Annotated in this window: 16 protein-coding genes and 1 pseudogene; 7 read left to right on the top strand and 10 right to left on the bottom strand. The window is 43.3% G+C overall.

Annotated elements, in window-relative coordinates; all coding sequences use genetic code 11:
* The first annotated feature begins 303 nt into the window (after positions 1 to 303).
* Positions 304 to 1,257, top strand: a complete 954-nt coding sequence (locus BBH88_RS16610; RefSeq protein WP_269148239.1) for a carbon-nitrogen hydrolase family protein — start codon at positions 304 to 306, stop codon at positions 1,255 to 1,257.
* Positions 1,258 to 1,308: 51 nt separating this feature from the next.
* Positions 1,309 to 1,705 (top strand): annotated as a pseudogene (locus BBH88_RS18975) (RidA family protein).
* 57 nt (positions 1,706 to 1,762) lie between these two features.
* On the opposite strand, the gene BBH88_RS16615 reads toward BBH88_RS18975, so the two are convergent.
* From BBH88_RS16615 to BBH88_RS16630, 4 genes are all read right to left on the bottom strand, one after another.
* Entirely contained in the window at positions 1,763 to 2,299 is a 537-nt protein-coding gene (locus BBH88_RS16615; RefSeq protein ID WP_006831078.1) for a glutathione peroxidase, read from the bottom strand.
* 308 nt (positions 2,300 to 2,607) lie between these two features.
* Positions 2,608 to 3,213 (bottom strand): flavin reductase family protein, encoded by a 606-nt coding sequence (locus BBH88_RS16620; protein ID WP_006831077.1) that lies wholly within the window; start codon positions 3,211 to 3,213, stop codon positions 2,608 to 2,610.
* Between the two features lie 431 nt (positions 3,214 to 3,644).
* Positions 3,645 to 4,187 (bottom strand): NADPH-dependent FMN reductase, encoded by a 543-nt coding sequence (locus BBH88_RS16625; RefSeq protein ID WP_065536455.1) that lies wholly within the window; start codon positions 4,185 to 4,187, stop codon positions 3,645 to 3,647.
* A 65-nt stretch (positions 4,188 to 4,252) separates the two neighbouring features.
* Positions 4,253 to 5,236, bottom strand: coding sequence for a ring-cleaving dioxygenase (locus tag BBH88_RS16630; RefSeq protein ID WP_006831075.1), 984 nt, complete (start codon positions 5,234 to 5,236; stop codon positions 4,253 to 4,255).
* Between the two features lie 384 nt (positions 5,237 to 5,620).
* On the opposite strand from BBH88_RS16630, the gene BBH88_RS16635 reads away from it, so the two are divergent.
* Complete coding sequence (locus BBH88_RS16635) at positions 5,621 to 6,091, top strand: DMP19 family protein (RefSeq protein WP_006831074.1); 471 nt, start codon at positions 5,621 to 5,623, stop codon at positions 6,089 to 6,091.
* An 82-nt stretch (positions 6,092 to 6,173) separates the two neighbouring features.
* Here the strand turns inward: BBH88_RS16635 and BBH88_RS16640 are convergent, their stop codons facing one another.
* The 3 genes from BBH88_RS16640 to BBH88_RS16650 all read right to left on the bottom strand — a co-directional run bounded on the left by BBH88_RS16640 (position 6,174) and on the right by BBH88_RS16650 (position 9,261).
* Positions 6,174 to 6,512, bottom strand: a complete 339-nt coding sequence (locus tag BBH88_RS16640) for an ArsR/SmtB family transcription factor (protein WP_040852833.1) — start codon at positions 6,510 to 6,512, stop codon at positions 6,174 to 6,176.
* Between the two features lie 17 nt (positions 6,513 to 6,529).
* Complete coding sequence (locus tag BBH88_RS16645; RefSeq protein WP_006831072.1) at positions 6,530 to 8,302, bottom strand: SulP family inorganic anion transporter; 1,773 nt, start codon at positions 8,300 to 8,302, stop codon at positions 6,530 to 6,532.
* A gap of 395 nt (positions 8,303 to 8,697) precedes the next feature.
* The gene (locus BBH88_RS16650) at positions 8,698 to 9,261 is read right to left on the bottom strand and encodes an NADPH-dependent FMN reductase (RefSeq protein WP_006831071.1); all 564 of its coding nucleotides are present in this window, start codon (positions 9,259 to 9,261) and stop codon (positions 8,698 to 8,700) included.
* A gap of 281 nt (positions 9,262 to 9,542) precedes the next feature.
* Here BBH88_RS16650 and hxlA point away from each other — a divergent pair, with 281 nt between their 5' ends.
* From hxlA to BBH88_RS16670, 4 genes are all read left to right on the top strand, one after another.
* The gene (gene hxlA / locus BBH88_RS16655; RefSeq protein ID WP_006831070.1) at positions 9,543 to 10,184 is read left to right on the top strand and encodes a 3-hexulose-6-phosphate synthase; all 642 of its coding nucleotides are present in this window, start codon (positions 9,543 to 9,545) and stop codon (positions 10,182 to 10,184) included.
* A gap of 1 nt (position 10,185) precedes the next feature.
* Complete coding sequence (hxlB, locus tag BBH88_RS16660) at positions 10,186 to 10,740, top strand: 6-phospho-3-hexuloisomerase (RefSeq protein ID WP_065536454.1); 555 nt, start codon at positions 10,186 to 10,188, stop codon at positions 10,738 to 10,740.
* A gap of 282 nt (positions 10,741 to 11,022) precedes the next feature.
* Positions 11,023 to 11,883, top strand: a complete 861-nt coding sequence (locus BBH88_RS16665) for a Cof-type HAD-IIB family hydrolase (protein ID WP_065536453.1) — start codon at positions 11,023 to 11,025, stop codon at positions 11,881 to 11,883.
* Positions 11,855 to 12,211: a winged helix-turn-helix transcriptional regulator gene (locus tag BBH88_RS16670; protein ID WP_006831067.1), complete on the top strand. Its 357-nt coding sequence runs from the start codon at positions 11,855 to 11,857 to the stop codon at positions 12,209 to 12,211. The genes BBH88_RS16665 and BBH88_RS16670 overlap by 29 nt, the downstream gene beginning before the upstream one ends.
* A 665-nt stretch (positions 12,212 to 12,876) precedes the next feature.
* Here BBH88_RS16670 and BBH88_RS16680 read toward each other — a convergent pair.
* The 3 genes from BBH88_RS16680 to BBH88_RS16690 all read right to left on the bottom strand — a co-directional run bounded on the left by BBH88_RS16680 (position 12,877) and on the right by BBH88_RS16690 (position 15,375).
* Complete coding sequence (locus BBH88_RS16680; RefSeq protein ID WP_065536452.1) at positions 12,877 to 13,425, bottom strand: copper resistance CopC family protein; 549 nt, start codon at positions 13,423 to 13,425, stop codon at positions 12,877 to 12,879.
* 50 nt (positions 13,426 to 13,475) lie between these two features.
* Entirely contained in the window at positions 13,476 to 13,829 is a 354-nt protein-coding gene (locus tag BBH88_RS16685; RefSeq protein ID WP_006831064.1) for an anti-sigma factor, read from the bottom strand.
* A 184-nt stretch (positions 13,830 to 14,013) separates the two neighbouring features.
* The gene (locus BBH88_RS16690; RefSeq protein ID WP_065536451.1) at positions 14,014 to 15,375 is read right to left on the bottom strand and encodes a copper amine oxidase; all 1,362 of its coding nucleotides are present in this window, start codon (positions 15,373 to 15,375) and stop codon (positions 14,014 to 14,016) included.
* Between the last annotated feature and the right edge of the window lie 594 nt (positions 15,376 to 15,969).

The following is a 15,969-nucleotide window of genomic DNA, read 5'->3' on the forward strand; positions in this document are numbered from 1 at the left end:
ATGATTACCATAAAGTTCTAGATTGCAAATCATATTTTTTAAGTAGATAATTTACAGCCTTTAGTTTTTATTTACTATTCATGACTGTTACAAATTTGAAAAATATAAACTTATGATTTTTTCTGTGACCAAAAAATATTGTTACTTCTACATTTTAAATCATTATTTTGTTTACTGTCCTATAGTTGATTGTTCTGTATTAAGATACATTCGATACTAGAATAGATTCACCTTTTTTCCAAGACATTTATCAGAAATTTCATTTTTTTAAAGTGACTCCATATTAAGAAAGGATGAAAGTTAGTGACAACAAAAAGCACTTTCAAAGTAGCCGTCGTCCAAGCTGGTTCTGAAATCATGGACAAAGAAAAAGGCGTCGCCAAAACGGTCCGCTTGATTCAAGAAGCAGCCACTCAACAAGCTGAAATTATCGTCTTCCCAGAAGCGTTCATTCCTGCTTATCCGCGGGGCATGTCGTTTGGTGCAGTCGTTGGCAGCCGTACCCCGGAAGGCCGTAAAGATTTTTGGCGGTATTGGGACAACTCCATCACTGCACCCGGTCCTGAAACAGAAGCGATTGGGGAAGCAGCGAAACAAGCTGAAGCTTACGTCGTAATCGGCGTCATCGAAAAAGACTCGACCGGTAGCCAAGGCACCTTGTATTGCACAGCCTTATTTTTCGGACCCGATGGCGAATTGCTTGGTAAGCACCGTAAGTTAAAACCAACGGGATCGGAGCGTCTGATTTGGGGACAAGGAGATGGCAGTACATTGCCTGTTTTCGAGACGCCTTACGGACGCCTTGGCGCGTTGATTTGCTGGGAAAATTATATGCCACTCGCGCGCGCTGCGATGTACGACAAAGGGATCCAGATTTATGTCATGCCAACTGCTGATGCGCGGGATACGTGGACCTCAACTGTTCGACATGTTGCTGCAGAAGGTCGCTGCTTTGTGTTGTCGTGCAATCAGTATTCGACTAAATCCATGTATCCGGAAGCTATTTCTTCACGTGCTGAATTTCAAGAATTGCCGGAGGAAATGTCTCGCGGCGGAAGCTGTATTGCCGGGCCGCTCGGAGAATTAATTGTCGAGCCGGTATACGGAGAAGAAACCATTCTCTACGCCGAACTCGATTTAGACCGAATTACTGAAAGCCAGTTCGACTTTGACGTATCGGGACACTACGCTAGACCGGATGTTTTTCAGCTGTCCGTGAATGAGAAGGCGCAGAAAAACGTGGTGTGGGACAGCTGATCATCATTTCTTTTTCTAGAAATTAAACTGTAAAGAAAGGTAGTGAGCCTATTGGAAAACGATAAAATTACCAGACGCAATCCCGTAGGCATGCCAGAACCTGTCGGCAATTACACACATTACGAGAACCCCTAGAAATGCTGAACTGTATGTGACTTCGGGGCAAATTGATGTAGACTCGAACGGCAAGCTTCCCGAAAGCTTCTATTCCCAAATCACCAATACCTTTAAGAACATTAAAAAAGTTCTCTATTCAGAACAGTTAACTGCTCAAAGTATCATCAAAGTAAACGTATGAGCTACCGAAAAGATCGATTGGGATTTCTTATATGCTGAGTGGTCACAGCTATTTGGCACTGATTATCCTGCCATGACGATTGGGTACCTTACAGAACTGGGTTTGCCCAACATCAAGATTGAAATCGGAATTTGGGCTGCTAACGTTTGATCCATCACGAAAAAAGCACAGCCAAAGGATCATTCCGTTGGCTGTGCTTTTTACTTTTCACTTATCGTCAGTTACTAACTGCTCAATGGTGGTCTCGATTTGTGCCGGCTTCACAGTTGGCGCAAAGCGGTGAACGACGTTTCCTTTGCGGTCGATCAGGAATTTAGTGAAATTCCATTGGATATCAGAGCTTTCTACCATGTCGCGGTCTTCTCTTTGCAAAACACCCGCCTCATCAAACTTTTCATCCGCTGGAGCTTGGCTACGCAAGTACTGATAAAGAGGATGCGCTGCTTCTCCGTTTACTTCCGTTTTTTGAGCAATTGGGAAACTAACATCAAAGTTCATTGTACAGAACTCCATTATTTCTTCGTCAGTTCCTGGTTCTTGCCCACCAAACTGGTCACACGGGAACCCGATGATTTCAAACCCTTTTTCCGTATAGGCTTTATAAAGCGTTTCTAATTCTTCGTATTGGGGCGTTAATCCACATTGACTCGCGGTATTCACGATCAAGACAACTTCACCTTTTAATGTCTCTAGCTGCAGTTCTTCACCGTTTGATAATTTTGTTTTTAACGAATAAATCGACATAAATATCCTCCTTCTTTATGGGTGTCGGAACTTTATGCTTTTTTCTTCGACAGAACCTCATTCTTTCAGTATACCCCATTAGCTGCAGTAGCATGATAATGAGCTACTTTCCAAATCGGACAAGTGTCTTTTTGGCAGTTCAAGTTGCGCTTTATCAAATTGGCCTAATTGTAGTGTAATTGATCCTGCGCGCTCTTCTTTTTCTTCTCCGACCCAACAGCTATATAACTCGAAAAAGTCTCCCGCTTCCAAATCATTAACGAACAAGTTAAACAAAGTCTTTCATTTCAGCATTCTGTTGTCTTTTTCTATTTCGGACGTTCCAACGAAAAAATCTCGCCGATAGCGGCATAATTAGTTCCTGCCAAACGGCTAACTGCTCCCAGTCGTTCCGGATCGATGCGTCCATTTTCGTAAATGGTTTCATCCACATGGAACTGAATAATTTCACCGATGAACAAATCACTCCCTGGACCATCGCCGCCAAATGGTACCGACTCTACTAAGCGACATTCCATACGGATTTTTGATTCTTTAATTCCCGGAACTGCTACCGCTAAACTCGGTACTTGCGTCAGACCTGCTAATTCTAATTCACTTTCCGAAGGCGGCAAAGAAGCTGCCGTTTCGTTGATTTTCGTTACATTGTCACGGTCTACAATGTGCACCACAAATTCACCGTTGCCATAAATGTTACGAGCCGTGTCTTTCATTCCGCTTGCTGGTCGTTGAATCGCAAGCGACACCATCGGCGGGTTGGAAGAAACAATGTTGAAATAGCTGAACGGTGCGCCGTTAACCACTCCCGACTCTGACTGCGTCGTGACAAATGCAATAGGCCGCGGAATAATCGAACCGACTAATAGCTTATAATTGTCGCGCTCCTCATTGTGTTCCGGATCAATTGATATCATTGTTATCTGCTCCTTTGCTGATGAGATTACTTTATATAAATGAGCTATTTTCTAATGTCGCTTTGGCCGCGCCGACGTTAAGCAGTTTACTGGATAACAAACGATGAATTTTTCTCTGTTTGAGTAGAAAATTTAAAGATATGTAACAAAACAGCGGAGACTCCCGCGGGATAGCGAAGTGTCGAAATCCACTCGGACGTATAGAGTTAGTTCGGCGCAAGCCCTTAGCAGTTGGCATCGCGACGTCCTGTCGCGCCAACTGCATGACCCACATCCTGCGGGCCCGAGAGCGGAGCTATTTTGTGGAATATCTAGAAATATAAAAATAATAAGTCTCACTTATCTAATCTATTTCCTCTCTTTCTACATTGTAACTAAAAAACAGAATGCGCGGATATTTGGGCACATTCTGTCGGCTATTGAAAAGTAAATTAACGGATCGTTTTTAATGCTGTTGACCACGGAATTACTTGGTCGAGCATTTGGTTGACGGAATCCGCTTGAACTGTTGCTGCTTTTAGCACTGCGCCGTTTTCAAAATCCGTGAACAGAGACAATGCTGGATGAACGCGTACGTCCGCTACAGATAATTCACCCAAAATGCCACGTAAATGTTCTGCAGCACGCGCTCCGCCGACAGATCCGTACGATACGATACCCGCTGCTTTATTGTTCCATTCCTCGCGTAAGTAATCGAGTGCATTTTTTAGTGACCCTGTAATGGAATGGTTGTATTCTTGTGTAATAAAAACAAAGCCGTCTTGTTTAGTGACTGCTTCAGACCAGCCGGCTGCACCAGATGCGTCGCCACCATTTTCGCCAAGTAGCGGCAATTTGTATTCAGCAATGTCGATAATTGTATAGTTCGCGTCACCGCGTTTGTCTGCCAATTCTTTTACCCAGCTGCCTACTTGTGGGCTTAAGCGCCCTTCGCGTGTTGATCCTAAGATGATGCCGATGTTTAATGTTGTCATTGTTATTTCCTCCTCTTGTTTAGTTCCAAATAATTTAGTAAATACACTTGTTCTTTTTCCCACTGTTATAAAACCTCTTTTTCAATCGTCTGTGTGCTGCGTATCGTATTGATCGGGCGTACTAATTGTTCAATCTCATCACGTTTTGGTTCCAAAAACGGTGGCAAAGATAATTTTTCTCCGACTGTTTCATAAGGCTCATCGCCCATAAAGCCCGGTCCATCCGTTGCCCATTCGAACAGAATTCCCTGTGCCACACGTACATATAGCGACTCAAAGAAAAAGCGGTCGACATAGCCGGAGGTACTAAATCCAAGATTTTGCATGCGGTCGATCCATTCCTGCAATACGCTCGTATCCGCTACACGGAAAGCGGCGTGGTGAACAGTGCCAAAGCCTTGGCGTCCAGACGGCAACAATTTATTGTGCTCGACAATCACTTGCGCTCCGTTTCCGCCTTCTCCTATTTCGAACAAATGGAAAGCATCTTTTTTTGCAATTTCGCGCATCAACATCGCACTTTCTAATACTTCTTTCAAGCTGTCAAAATCTGCGATCCGAATATGAACGGGGCCAAGTCCTGTAATCGCAAACTCCAGCGGCACGGGTCCATTTTGCCATGGTATTCCGGAAGCTACGCCTTCATTATTTTCGTCCGATACCAGCATGTACTGCTGATCGTCGAAATCGTCGAAAGACAGGGTTTTCTTACCAAAGACGTCCTGGATGCCTTTATGTTTCACATCGTATTTATCAAAGCGCTTGATCCAGTAAGCTAACGCTTTATCTGTCGGTACGCGGAAAGCGGTTTTGTAGATTTCATTTGTCCCGTGAGTGCCTTTTGGGATGTTTGGGAAATCGAAGAACGTCATGTCTGTTCCCGCCGATCCCTTATCATCCGCAAAGAATAAATGATAAGTTTGGATATCGTCTTGATTGACGGTTTTCTTCACTAATCGCATGCCTAATACATACGTAAAAAATTCATAGTTTTTTTCGGCGCTGCTAGTAATGGCTGTCACATGGTGGATTCCTTTTAATTCGTTCATCAAATTCTCTCCTCTTTATAAAGATGATTATTATCTCGAATTCGAGATATATGATTAAAAAAATTTAATCGTTCTATAATTTTCAACTGCTCAAAGAAAGCTCATTCAATTTTACAATCAGTAAATTCAACCTAAATCCAAGCTTCTATCAAAGCAAACTACCTCGAAACAATTTATCTTTAATTCGAGGTAATAATACCATGTAGTTTTTTTGACGTCAACTAATTGAATCGATTTTCTTTTTGGACTCTCCTCCTCTCTTTTATAGCTGGATTTGAAGCGATCTCATTTTTAATCAGTAAGGGGATTTATAGAAACATTGTTATACTAAAAAGAAAAGAAATTAGAAGGACTGCAAAGGAAAAAATAATCAGGGGGAATACGATGAAACCAACAATGAACCGAAAAGATTTATTAACCAAGGACGATATATGGAACGCCGTTATATCAGTTGTATGCGCTTGCGATTTGCCAACTACAGATAGCATTTTAGGAGAAGCATTCATTGCGTTTCACTACTATTCAGAGCTTGAAAGTGGCGGACATGAAACTCTACTCAGCTGGACTGAGTCGTATAGTAAAGAGCATGGCATCGAACGGTATTTAAATGAATTAATCACTGCCCTTGAGAAAATCGGTGCTCATGATTACGCAATGATTGAGAGAAAGTATGGTCATGAAATGTGGAACGTGTATATTGCTTTAGAAAATGATGCCAGTCAAGAAGAGGAGTTTTATAAAGTCATTGAAAAGGCTGACGGTGAATACTATCAGCTTGACGGGAAACTAGAGCAGTTAGTAGAAGCATACTTCATAAAGATTCATACGGACTTAATTGACGTTGTTGACGATTAGTCTAAAAAGAGATAGATAACAGAGCACAGGAAATTTCCCTGTTCTCTGTTACCTTGTCTTCCATTCAAAAAAACCTCCAATACTACTCTACTTTTTCACCCTCACTCAGCCGGTCCAATATCGTGATCGTTTCCGATAGCTGGTTATTGAAAATTTTCCTGGCCACATCCAATAACTCGATGATCATAGGATCTCGTAACGAATAAATAACGCGATTCCCTTCTTTGCTGCCTGTAACAATATTTTTCGACCTTAAGACGGTCAGCTGCTGCGAAACGGACGAACCTTCGCTTTCAGCTAGCTGCTGGATTTCATTGACACTCTTGTCCCCTTCAGCCAAAATTTCCAGAATTCGAATCCGAAGCGGATGTGCTAGTGCTTTGAAAAAGTCAGATTTGAACTGCTGCATTTCCATATCCAAAATGTTCCCCTTCCTCTCTATAGCTGTTTTAGGACTTCTTCATGCTTATCTATTTTCGCTTTATGGAATTCAATTCCAGCCGAAAGAGCCGTACATTCCTTGAAGGCAAAATGCTGGCAGCCCAAGCATTTATTTTTGTCGAGCTTTTCTAAAGAAAAATCGATGGCTTCACCGGTATGCTCAAAGAAATGCTCTTCTCCAGTATAGTCATACAATCCGGTTTTTTTCATGACACTGATGGGATGTGGTTTCATGCCGGAGATCAGGACAGTACCCTGTTTTGAAAAATCTTTGATAATGCTGGACAAATACGATTCACCCGTTGTATCCATAAATGGAACTTTCCCCATTCTGAGCATCAATACATTCGGTTTGTAATGGATCGTATTCATAATGGATTGCTCAAAGGCCTGAGCTGAACCAAAAAACAAAGGTCCTTCCACATTGTAGATGCTGATTTGCGGGCAATCGTGAATATCTGTCACCATGTGAGTCCCCACTTTTTCATCTTTATGATCTGGATCCGGCAGCACTTTGGCTGTAATCAGCAATTCACTCATTTGTTTGGTGAACAAAACGACGGCAAACAGTAACCCGACTTCTACAGCTACCGTCAGACTGACAAAAACGGTCAATAAAAAAGTGGCAAGCAGCACTAGAGAATCTGCTGTTTTAGTTTTTAACAGCGAGACAAATACATGCCGCTCACTCATGTTCCAAGCAACAATCATTAACACAGGCGCCATACTAGCCAGTGGAATCGTCGAGGCATAAGGAGCGAAAAGAATCAGGACCAATAAAACAACCACACCGTGGATGATTCCTGAAAAAGGAGAAACGGCTCCATTTTTTATATTGGTCGCTGTTCTCGCAATGGCACCAGTAGCAGGAATCCCGCCGAAAAGCGGTGTCACCATGTTCGCAATCCCTTGTCCAATCAATTCCCGGTTGCTGTTATGCTTACTGCCGGTCATGCCATCCGCAACAACAGCCGATAGTAAAGATTCAATCCCGCCAAGCATGGCAATGACAAAAGCTGGACCAATTAGCAGCTGGAGGCGCTCAAAAGTGATTTCAGGAAAATGAAATTCTGGAAGCTTGTTTGAAATTTTACCAAAAGTTGAACCAATTGTCGCAACTTCACTTGGAAAAAAAACACTTGCAACGACTGTGGAAACCAATAAACCAATCAAAGGTCCAGGAACTTTTGGAATAATTTTAGGGGTCAGTATTACTGTGGCAAGACAGATCACAGCGGTTAAGACGCTGTACAAATTGACTGTCTGAATGTGCAAGATAATTTCTTTTACGTTCGGTAAAAAAGATTCATGCTTTTCTACACCGGTCAATCCCAAAAAGTTGGAAACCTGTCCAACAAAGATAATAACGGCAATTCCAGATGTAAAGCCGATTGTCACTGGGCGTGGTATGTATTTTATCAACGAACCCAGCTTAAAAATACCCATAAGAAGCAAGATGATCCCAGCCATAAACCCTGCCAACAGCAAACTTTCATAGCCATAAGCGATGACGATGGCGAACAAAACTGGAATAAATGCTCCCGTCGGACCGCCAATTTGAAATTTAGACCCACCAAATATCGAAATCAGAATACCTGCAATGATGGTCGTGTAAATTCCGTATTCCGGATTCACTCCCGAAGCGATGGCAAAAGCCATGCCCAAGGGAATGGCGATTACGCCTACAACGATGCCTGATAACAAATCTTTTTTAAAGCTTTGGAATGAGTAGCCTGCATATCTTCCAGTGAAAATCGACTTCTTCTCCATACGAGGACCTTCTTTTTATTTTATAGTATATCTGATTATTTGAATATTATATAATTCAAATATATACCCCGTAAAAATAATTGTCAACTTTCTATAACAATATTGAACCAGTAACTACTAACACCAACAGCTCTAGTATGGCTATTTTGTAAGCCTGTTTTCGCCGGACACTCTGTTAGGTTTATTTGCTGTGTCCGTGATCACCTTATCTCCCATCCGCTTGTTGTTTTAGTGTTTAGGCACTCGGCTCTTGCGTAAGCAACGATGACTGGACTGAGCGTAGCGAAAAAAATGGCTGAGACGGTGCTTGCAGAAAGCTGAGCAAGCTTTCGTTCAGCAATAAAAAAAGAGCAATCCAGAAATTCGGATTGCTCTTTATAGTCAATATTCGTTCTCTATTTATTCCGAAGAGGCTCAAACGCATTGGTCCACGCGTTAACTTGATCGAGCAATGTGGTCACGGCACCTTCGTGAACATCTGCCGGCTTGAATTCACTCATCTTAACGAAATCAGTGAACAGTGACATTGCGGGATGGCTTCTGACAGAAGCTACCTGTAGCTCCGCTAAAATGATGCGCAATGATTCAGCTGCACGGACACCGCCTGCAGAGCCATAGCTGACAATGCCTGCCGCTTTATTGTTCCATTCCGGATACAAATAATCGATGGCATTTTTCAATGCGGACGTCACACCATGATTGTATTCCGGACAAATAAAGACATAGCCATCCAATTCCGCAACTTTTTTGGACCAGGGAATCGCTTCAGGGGTCTTGTAATCCTGGCTGAAGGCTGCCGAAATCGGCTCTGCATACATCGGCAAGTTGTAATCCTTCAGATCCACGATTTCGTATTCAGCGTCTCCACGCTTGTCTGCAATGTCTTTGACCCATTGTGCAACTTGCAGGCTGTTGCGCCCAGGGCGTGTGCTTCCTGTGACAATCCCAATCTTCGTCATGAATAACTTCCTCCTCAGTTTGTGTTCATACCATTGGTCTCTGAAAATTCACTCCTTGGTGTCTTTTCATCATAAGGCAAATATCTCTCAGCTTCAAATGAAATGTTCGAATATTCTTTTAGAAAGACGGCAATGTTCGATTTTACTTGTATTTCGTCTGTTTGGATACTGACAGTATACTTTTTGTCAGTATGTGATTTTAAAGTGCGTACTTCACAAGATTGACAGTAGCCCCTAAACTGAGCGTGACCCAAAATAAGAAAACGAGGAGATTCACATATATGAAATTACAGCTAGCCTTAGATTTGGTAGACATTCCACAAGCCATTGAAATCATTAAAGAAGTAGAGGAATATATCGATATCATTGAACTTGGAACGCCCGTGATCAATAAAGAAGGACTAAAGGCTGTTTCAGAAATAAAAGCTGCATTTCCTAACCTGGAAGTTCTTGCTGATATGAAAATCATGGATGCAGCGGCTTATGAGGTGTCGAATGCTTCTGCTGCAGGCGCAGACATCATCACAATCCTGGCACAAGCAGAAGACTCGTCCATTAAAGGCGCAGTCGAAGAAGCGAAAAAACAAGGAAAGAAAATTTTAGTAGACATGATTGCCGTAAAAGATATTAAAACACGCGCTGCAGAGCTTGACCTGCTTGGAGCTGATTATATTTGTGTTCACACCGGATACGATTTGCAGGCAGAAGGCAAAGATTCTTTCGAAGACTTACGCACCATAAAAAGCGTCGTGAAAAATGCCCGCACAGCCATTGCAGGCGGGATCAAACTGGAGACATTGCCAGAAGTGATCAAAGCACGACCCGACCTGATCATCGTCGGCGGAGGCATCACAAGCAAGGAAGACAAGAACGCAGAAGCGGCGAAAATCCAAAAGCTGATCAAAGAAAGCGTGACAGCATAATATGCACATCACAGGCTTCACAAATACAATCTTGGCCGAACTAAAACAGACACTCACGCTCATCGATGACAAAGAAGCTGAAAAGCTGGCAACTGGTATCCTGCAAGCAAAAAAAATATTCGTAGCAGGCGGAGGCCGCTCTGGCTTTATGGCAAAAGCGTTTGTCATGCGGATGATGCATGTTGGCCTGGATGCATATGTGGTAGGAGAAACAATCACCCCGAATTTAGAATCAGATGATATTTTCATTGTCGGTTCCGGTTCTGGTGAAACTCAAAGTCTTGTAGCAATGACGAAAAAAGCCAAAGCAATCGGCGCAACGGTAGTGGCCATTACCATTGATCCGGAATCTACAATAGGCAATCTTGGAGACATTCAAATTGAAATTCCTGCCCGATCAAAATCAGACGATTCCAGCAATAAGTCAATTCAACCGATGGGCTCGTTGTTTGAGCAATCACTTCTGCTTTTCTATGATGCCGTCATTCTGAAGTTCATGGACAAAAAAGGGATAAAGTCTGACGCAATGTACGGCAGGCACGCAAATTTAGAATAAAACAAATAAGCTTGAGCCTGAATTGATGAGGCTCAAGCTTATTTGTTTATTCACCGAACAGAAAGGAATTGTGCGTTGTTTCTAACAGCCTCTTAACTCAAGCATTTTCACTGGACAGCTGGATAACTAACGTGCCAAGGTGAACAGACAACAGGAGGATACTTCATGAGGGCACCGTGAAAATTAATAGGTATGGACGCTTCACCTGTCAGAGTCCTGCTATTTGAAGGCCTAAGTTGTTAAACCCTTCACATCATAAAAAGAATTCCAAGGAGAGAGCCTATGTATAAAATGATTGCAATCGATCTTGATGGCACGCTGCTCACAGATGAGTTAACAATTTCGCCAGAAACCGTGGCAACTATCCAAAAAGCAATGAAAACAGGAACAATTGTCACGATTGCTACCGGAAGAATGTTTTCTTCCGCAAAACTCATTGCACAACAGTTGGGAATCAATGCACCCTTGATCACCTATCAAGGGGCAATGATCAAGGCTGCAGATGGAGATGACGTATTGTATGAGCGCTCGGTCTCCCCTGACATCTCACAAAAGTTACTCAACATTGCCCGCGAGAAAAACATACACCTGCAAGTCTATCAAGACGACATTCTTTACGGTGCTGTGGAAACCGACAAGCTCGTTGCTTATGCCGAAGCTGTCCAAGTGCCATACGCCATAGAACCCGACTTGATCAAACTTGCGCAAAAAGGATTCACGAAACTGCTCTTTATCGACGAACCCGATGTTCTGGCTCTTCTTCAAAAAGAATTGCAGGCTATATTCGGTGACTCCGCCTATATTGAGAAATCGAAAAAGAACTACCTTGAAGTGACCCATCCCGAAGCAAACAAAGGGAATGCACTTTTATTCTTAGCGAACAAGCTTGGCATCGATCGTTCAGAAATCATCGGAATTGGTGATAATCACAACGATTTCGAACTTCTCAAATCGGCAGGTTTCAGCATCGCGATGGGAAATGCAGTACAGGAAGTGAAAGATATTGCTGATTACATCACTTTTACGAACAACGATGAAGGCGTAATTCATGCAATAGATAAGTTTATTCTGGAACCGGAGAATGCGGTCGCAACCAAGAAAGGAAGAGAAGAAAATGCCCAACCTAGGAGAAAAAAGTTTTAATTGCGAAAAAGAACTGACCCTTTCGATCATCGGCGGAAAGTGGAAGATGTTGATCTTATGGCATTTAGGCAAAGAAGGCACAAAACGTTTCGGCGAGTTGAAAAATCTGATGCCGGGCATCACCCAACGCATGCTCGTGACTCAACTGCGTGAACTCGAAGAACATTTGATTGTACACCGCGAGATATATCCGGTTGTTCCTCCAAAAGTAGAGTACTCCCTTACCGATCAGGGACACAGCCTTATCCCTATCCTTGACTCGATGTATGAATGGGGCAAAGATTATATGGAGCATAACTTGCTGGATACGAAGATAGAAAGCAACTAAAGACTGTTAAAGGAACAAAACGGATTGCAGTAAATGAACTGAACCCCAAATGGGACACTTTTTTAAAGTGGCTACCATTTGGGGTTCAGTTCATTCATTAGATGAAGGGTTTTTTGGACTTGGCAATATCTAGCCTTATTCCATTCTTTTCGAAATTGGTCGAAGAAAACGAACCCGATCTTTTGGTATAATTACAAACTTCGAAACGAACATGAACAGTAAAAACAGAAAAGAAAGTAGGCTGACCGTGTTGCCAACTTGTTGAGTCTGAGGAAAGACTCCGACATAAACAAACGCATTTAGTATAAGAAGAAAAACAAATCCACCAAATGAAAAACTGTAGAGATGGTTGCCAACGAGTACCCTTTTATTGAAAGACCGATCAGGTAGAACCGCTTTGCGTAATAACACAGATTGTTGGACCTGTTTGACTAATCCGTAAATAAACAAACAAATAAAGAGTATCGGGATAACATAATTCAACCACTCCACCCAACCACCTCCAGCCTATTCGCTAAATCGCATAAAATTATTTTACTCTTCCATCCTTTCTATTATTCCATATTTCAGTGCATCAAGACACCAATTATCTTTGCATAAGCGAGAAATGGCGCAAAAAAAAGGAGACTTTATACAAAGCTCCTCTTCCTATATTCGATCGTACTTTACTTTTTTTTCAAAAGTCGATAAGCAATAAAACCAGTAGCAAGTACTGCCATTACAAGCACAACAGTGATCAGCAGATTCCCTTCATCTTCTGAGGTTTGGACAGCCGCTTTATCCACAGCTGGCGGTTCTTCCTCCACTACTGCCTCTTCTTCTGTTTCAAGTGCTGCTTCTTCTGTAGCTGAATCCTCTGCAACAGTTTCAACATTCAATTCAAATGGCATTTCTCCTTCGATTGGATGGCCATCTGCGCCAATTATTTTCCAATTAATGGTATAAGTGGAATTTGGCAATTCCTCTGCTATGGACCCGGTCATGATTTTGTCCGACAATACAATCTCGTCAAATTCGTAAGTGGTGCCTTCACTTTCTAGCGCCATTAGACTTCCCTGTTCGATAACGGTTCCAAAAGTCAAAACCACCTCTTCCAACTGTTCAGTCACGACATCTCCCTCTGCAGGCGATGACGAAGAAAGCGTAGTATGTGCTTGACCAATCAACGGCATCGAAAAAATGGATAATATGAGTAATATAGCTATTTTTTTCATCTCTTATCTCTCCATTCCCCTTCTTTTTCGTGAATTAATTTCCGATGGGTTCAGCCTTTTATTGTTTCTTTTCCAAAGATCAACTTTGATCCTTTTGTAACATGACGAAGTAATGTCGTGAAGAATGGCACAGTAACACATGACAACCTCGCTGTTCTTTTATGGAAAAATTTATTCTTTGAAATGGAATCCGGTTCTTCTTGGAATACTATCGCCAGAATTCTTGCTTTCATATCAGAAGAGAACACTCTTGCATTCACAAGATAAGGGAGTTCACTTATCGACTCCATAAGTTCCTGGCACTCCCAACAAGCTTCCAAGTGTTTTTCAACTTCTTCCCATTTTCTCTCAAATGGCAGAGATCCATTGATGCAGTCCACCACAAGGTCACACTCCATCTCCATAATTGAAACTCCTTTCCGTATTCAGTTTATGACGAACTTATAAATTAACTTCAGGGGCAGCCCTGCTTAAGCTGAATTTAGAGGGAGAATCGGGCAACGTACTGACCGATTTAGCATCCTTCACAGCTGTTGTGGTAAACAAAAAGCTAGCCGGGTAGGCTAGCTTTTTCCAATAAAACTAAGCTTACTGTTTACGTGTGCGAACCGCAACAACAGTCGTAAGCGCTGCAAGCATCAAACCAGCCAATACCCACATGAATGGGAATGATCCGGTGTCTGCTGTTCCACCCATGCCTGTTTTCGGCATTTCAGATGGCATTTCCGTTGCGCCAAATTCTTCTGGGAATTGGTCTACGATCGCGGCGGATAAGCCCGCTGCCGGCATTTGCATGTGGGCATACGCTTCACGAATCGAACTATACGCGGTTTCGTAATCGCCTGCAACATATGAGTCAAATGCCGTCAGTAGCTGTTCCACATGTGCCGTTAAGCCTTCTTCTAAGGCATCAGCCGGAACGCGTCCTTCTGTCGCTGAATCCAAGAAGGCCGCCTGGTCTAGGATGTACTGATCCAGTTCCGCACGTGCTTGTTCTTGCCCTTCTGCATTTTCTTCACCGGTCGCCACTACGTAATCGACAAAGTAGCCAATGTGCGACTTCCAGGTTTCTTCAAATTGGGCACCGGCTTCTTCGCCGTAGACCGAACCAACAGCGGCCGACAAGTCATCGGCATTGGCCAGCAACGCGGCGGATGCTTGGTCAAAACTTTCAGCGCCATCGGCACCGTCTTGCATCGCCATTGCGGCAAGTCCTGCATGCTCCGTGAACGTCGTGTTCAGTGTCGCACGCAAATCAATGGCAGGTGTATCGGGATTGGTATTTTCGAACTTCTCTGGGAACTGTGTCGTGATGGCAATCGACAAGCTTTCTGCGAACATGCTCATGTGTTGAATCGATTCCCGTTCAAGCGAGTACGCTTGTTCAAAATCACCCGCAACATAGGCATCAAACGCCATAATTAATTGATCCACGTGCACGTCCAAACCTTCTTGAACCGCTGCGGCTGGCAATAGTCCGCCCGTGGCCGTATCAAAGAACTTCGACTGTTCCACTTTGTATTCTTCCAATTCGGCTAGAGCTTGGTCTTTGCCTTCTTGGTTGTCTTCAGCGGTCGCTGTGACATAATCCACGAAATACCCAATGTGTGATTTCCATATTTCGTCAAACTGTGCAGCGCCTTCGTCGCCGTAAACGGAACCGACGGCAGCTGACAGGTCATCGGCGTTGGCCAATAATGCACCCGACGCTTGGTCAAAATCTTCCGCGCCATCGACGCCTTTTCTCATCGCTTCGACTGCCAAGAAGGCATGTTCGGTTAAGGTCGTATCGAGTGCGATGCGCAGTTCTGCAGCAGGTGTCATCGTGCTTGCTTCCATAGCAGATTCGCTTGTTGGCGTTGAGTGGCCGTGGCTGTCTGCCAGTGCCGCCGTTGGTACGAGTAGAGATAGGCTGAGTGGTAAGGCTAAAAGAACTTTGTTTAATTTCATCGTGTATCGCTCCCTTTTTCTTTTTTTTAGTTATACAGACATAACGCACAGCTAAGTCATTTAGATCACTTTAGTTCAAAATTAAATAGAATTGTTCAATTATTAAAGAAAGTGGATTGATGTCTTTCCTTCTATATAAAGTAATCTATATAAGTTGAACGAATGATTCCAGCCTGTTAATGTTCCGCCAATCAGCTACTAAGAGCTTGCGCCGAACGAAATCGGGCTGTCTGAGTGGATTTTTTCCATGTCACTTACGCATCTCATAACAGCCTCCGCTGGTTTGCTCCGTATCCTGATGATTGGTTACTCAAGGATGCTTAGAAGAAAGAGTGTAAGACGGCGAAGGGCGAAGATGTGCTCCTGCATCGCTGCGCTAGCTTCGTCGCAAAGCCATTGCCCGAACTCTCTTCGTTCAATGACTTTCCTGCTGGAGCAAGGAGACCCCGTAGAAGCTTGCGACGAGGAGGCTGGGGCGACGTCCTTGGCAACTGACAAGAAGTCCTGTCGCGCCAGTTGCATGACCCACATCCTGTGAGCCCAAAGCGTCCGTCTGGAGCGATTTCTTCGTTTCCCTACCTCATTGAGTTGAAA

The sequence above is a fragment of the Planococcus antarcticus DSM 14505 genome, from assembly GCF_001687565.2.
GTDB lineage: Bacteria > Bacillota > Bacilli > Bacillales_A > Planococcaceae > Planococcus > Planococcus antarcticus.

What these genes read in the sequence shown, in the direction of transcription:
- hxlA (WP_006831070.1), top strand. Translation starts at nt 9,543, where the DNA reads ATGAAATTACAGCTAGCCTTAGATTTGGTAGACATTCCACAAGCCATT.
- BBH88_RS16680 (WP_065536452.1), bottom strand. Translation starts at nt 13,425, where the DNA reads ATGAAAAAAATAGCTATATTACTCATATTATCCATTTTTTCGATGCCG.
- BBH88_RS16625 (WP_065536455.1), bottom strand. Translation starts at nt 4,187, where the DNA reads ATGACAACATTAAACATCGGCATCATCTTAGGATCAACACGCGAAGGG.
- BBH88_RS16665 (WP_065536453.1), top strand. Translation starts at nt 11,023, where the DNA reads ATGTATAAAATGATTGCAATCGATCTTGATGGCACGCTGCTCACAGAT.
- BBH88_RS16620 (WP_006831077.1), bottom strand. Translation starts at nt 3,213, where the DNA reads ATGATATCAATTGATCCGGAACACAATGAGGAGCGCGACAATTATAAG.
- BBH88_RS16635 (WP_006831074.1), top strand. Translation starts at nt 5,621, where the DNA reads ATGAAACCAACAATGAACCGAAAAGATTTATTAACCAAGGACGATATA.
- BBH88_RS16690 (WP_065536451.1), bottom strand. Translation starts at nt 15,375, where the DNA reads ATGAAATTAAACAAAGTTCTTTTAGCCTTACCACTCAGCCTATCTCTA.
- BBH88_RS16670 (WP_006831067.1), top strand. Translation starts at nt 11,855, where the DNA reads ATGCCCAACCTAGGAGAAAAAAGTTTTAATTGCGAAAAAGAACTGACC.
- BBH88_RS16645 (WP_006831072.1), bottom strand. Translation starts at nt 8,302, where the DNA reads ATGGAGAAGAAGTCGATTTTCACTGGAAGATATGCAGGCTACTCATTC.
- BBH88_RS16650 (WP_006831071.1), bottom strand. Translation starts at nt 9,261, where the DNA reads ATGACGAAGATTGGGATTGTCACAGGAAGCACACGCCCTGGGCGCAAC.
- BBH88_RS16630 (WP_006831075.1), bottom strand. Translation starts at nt 5,236, where the DNA reads ATGAACGAATTAAAAGGAATCCACCATGTGACAGCCATTACTAGCAGC.
- BBH88_RS16615 (WP_006831078.1), bottom strand. Translation starts at nt 2,299, where the DNA reads ATGTCGATTTATTCGTTAAAAACAAAATTATCAAACGGTGAAGAACTG.
- hxlB (WP_065536454.1), top strand. Translation starts at nt 10,186, where the DNA reads ATGCACATCACAGGCTTCACAAATACAATCTTGGCCGAACTAAAACAG.
- BBH88_RS16685 (WP_006831064.1), bottom strand. Translation starts at nt 13,829, where the DNA reads ATGGAGATGGAGTGTGACCTTGTGGTGGACTGCATCAATGGATCTCTG.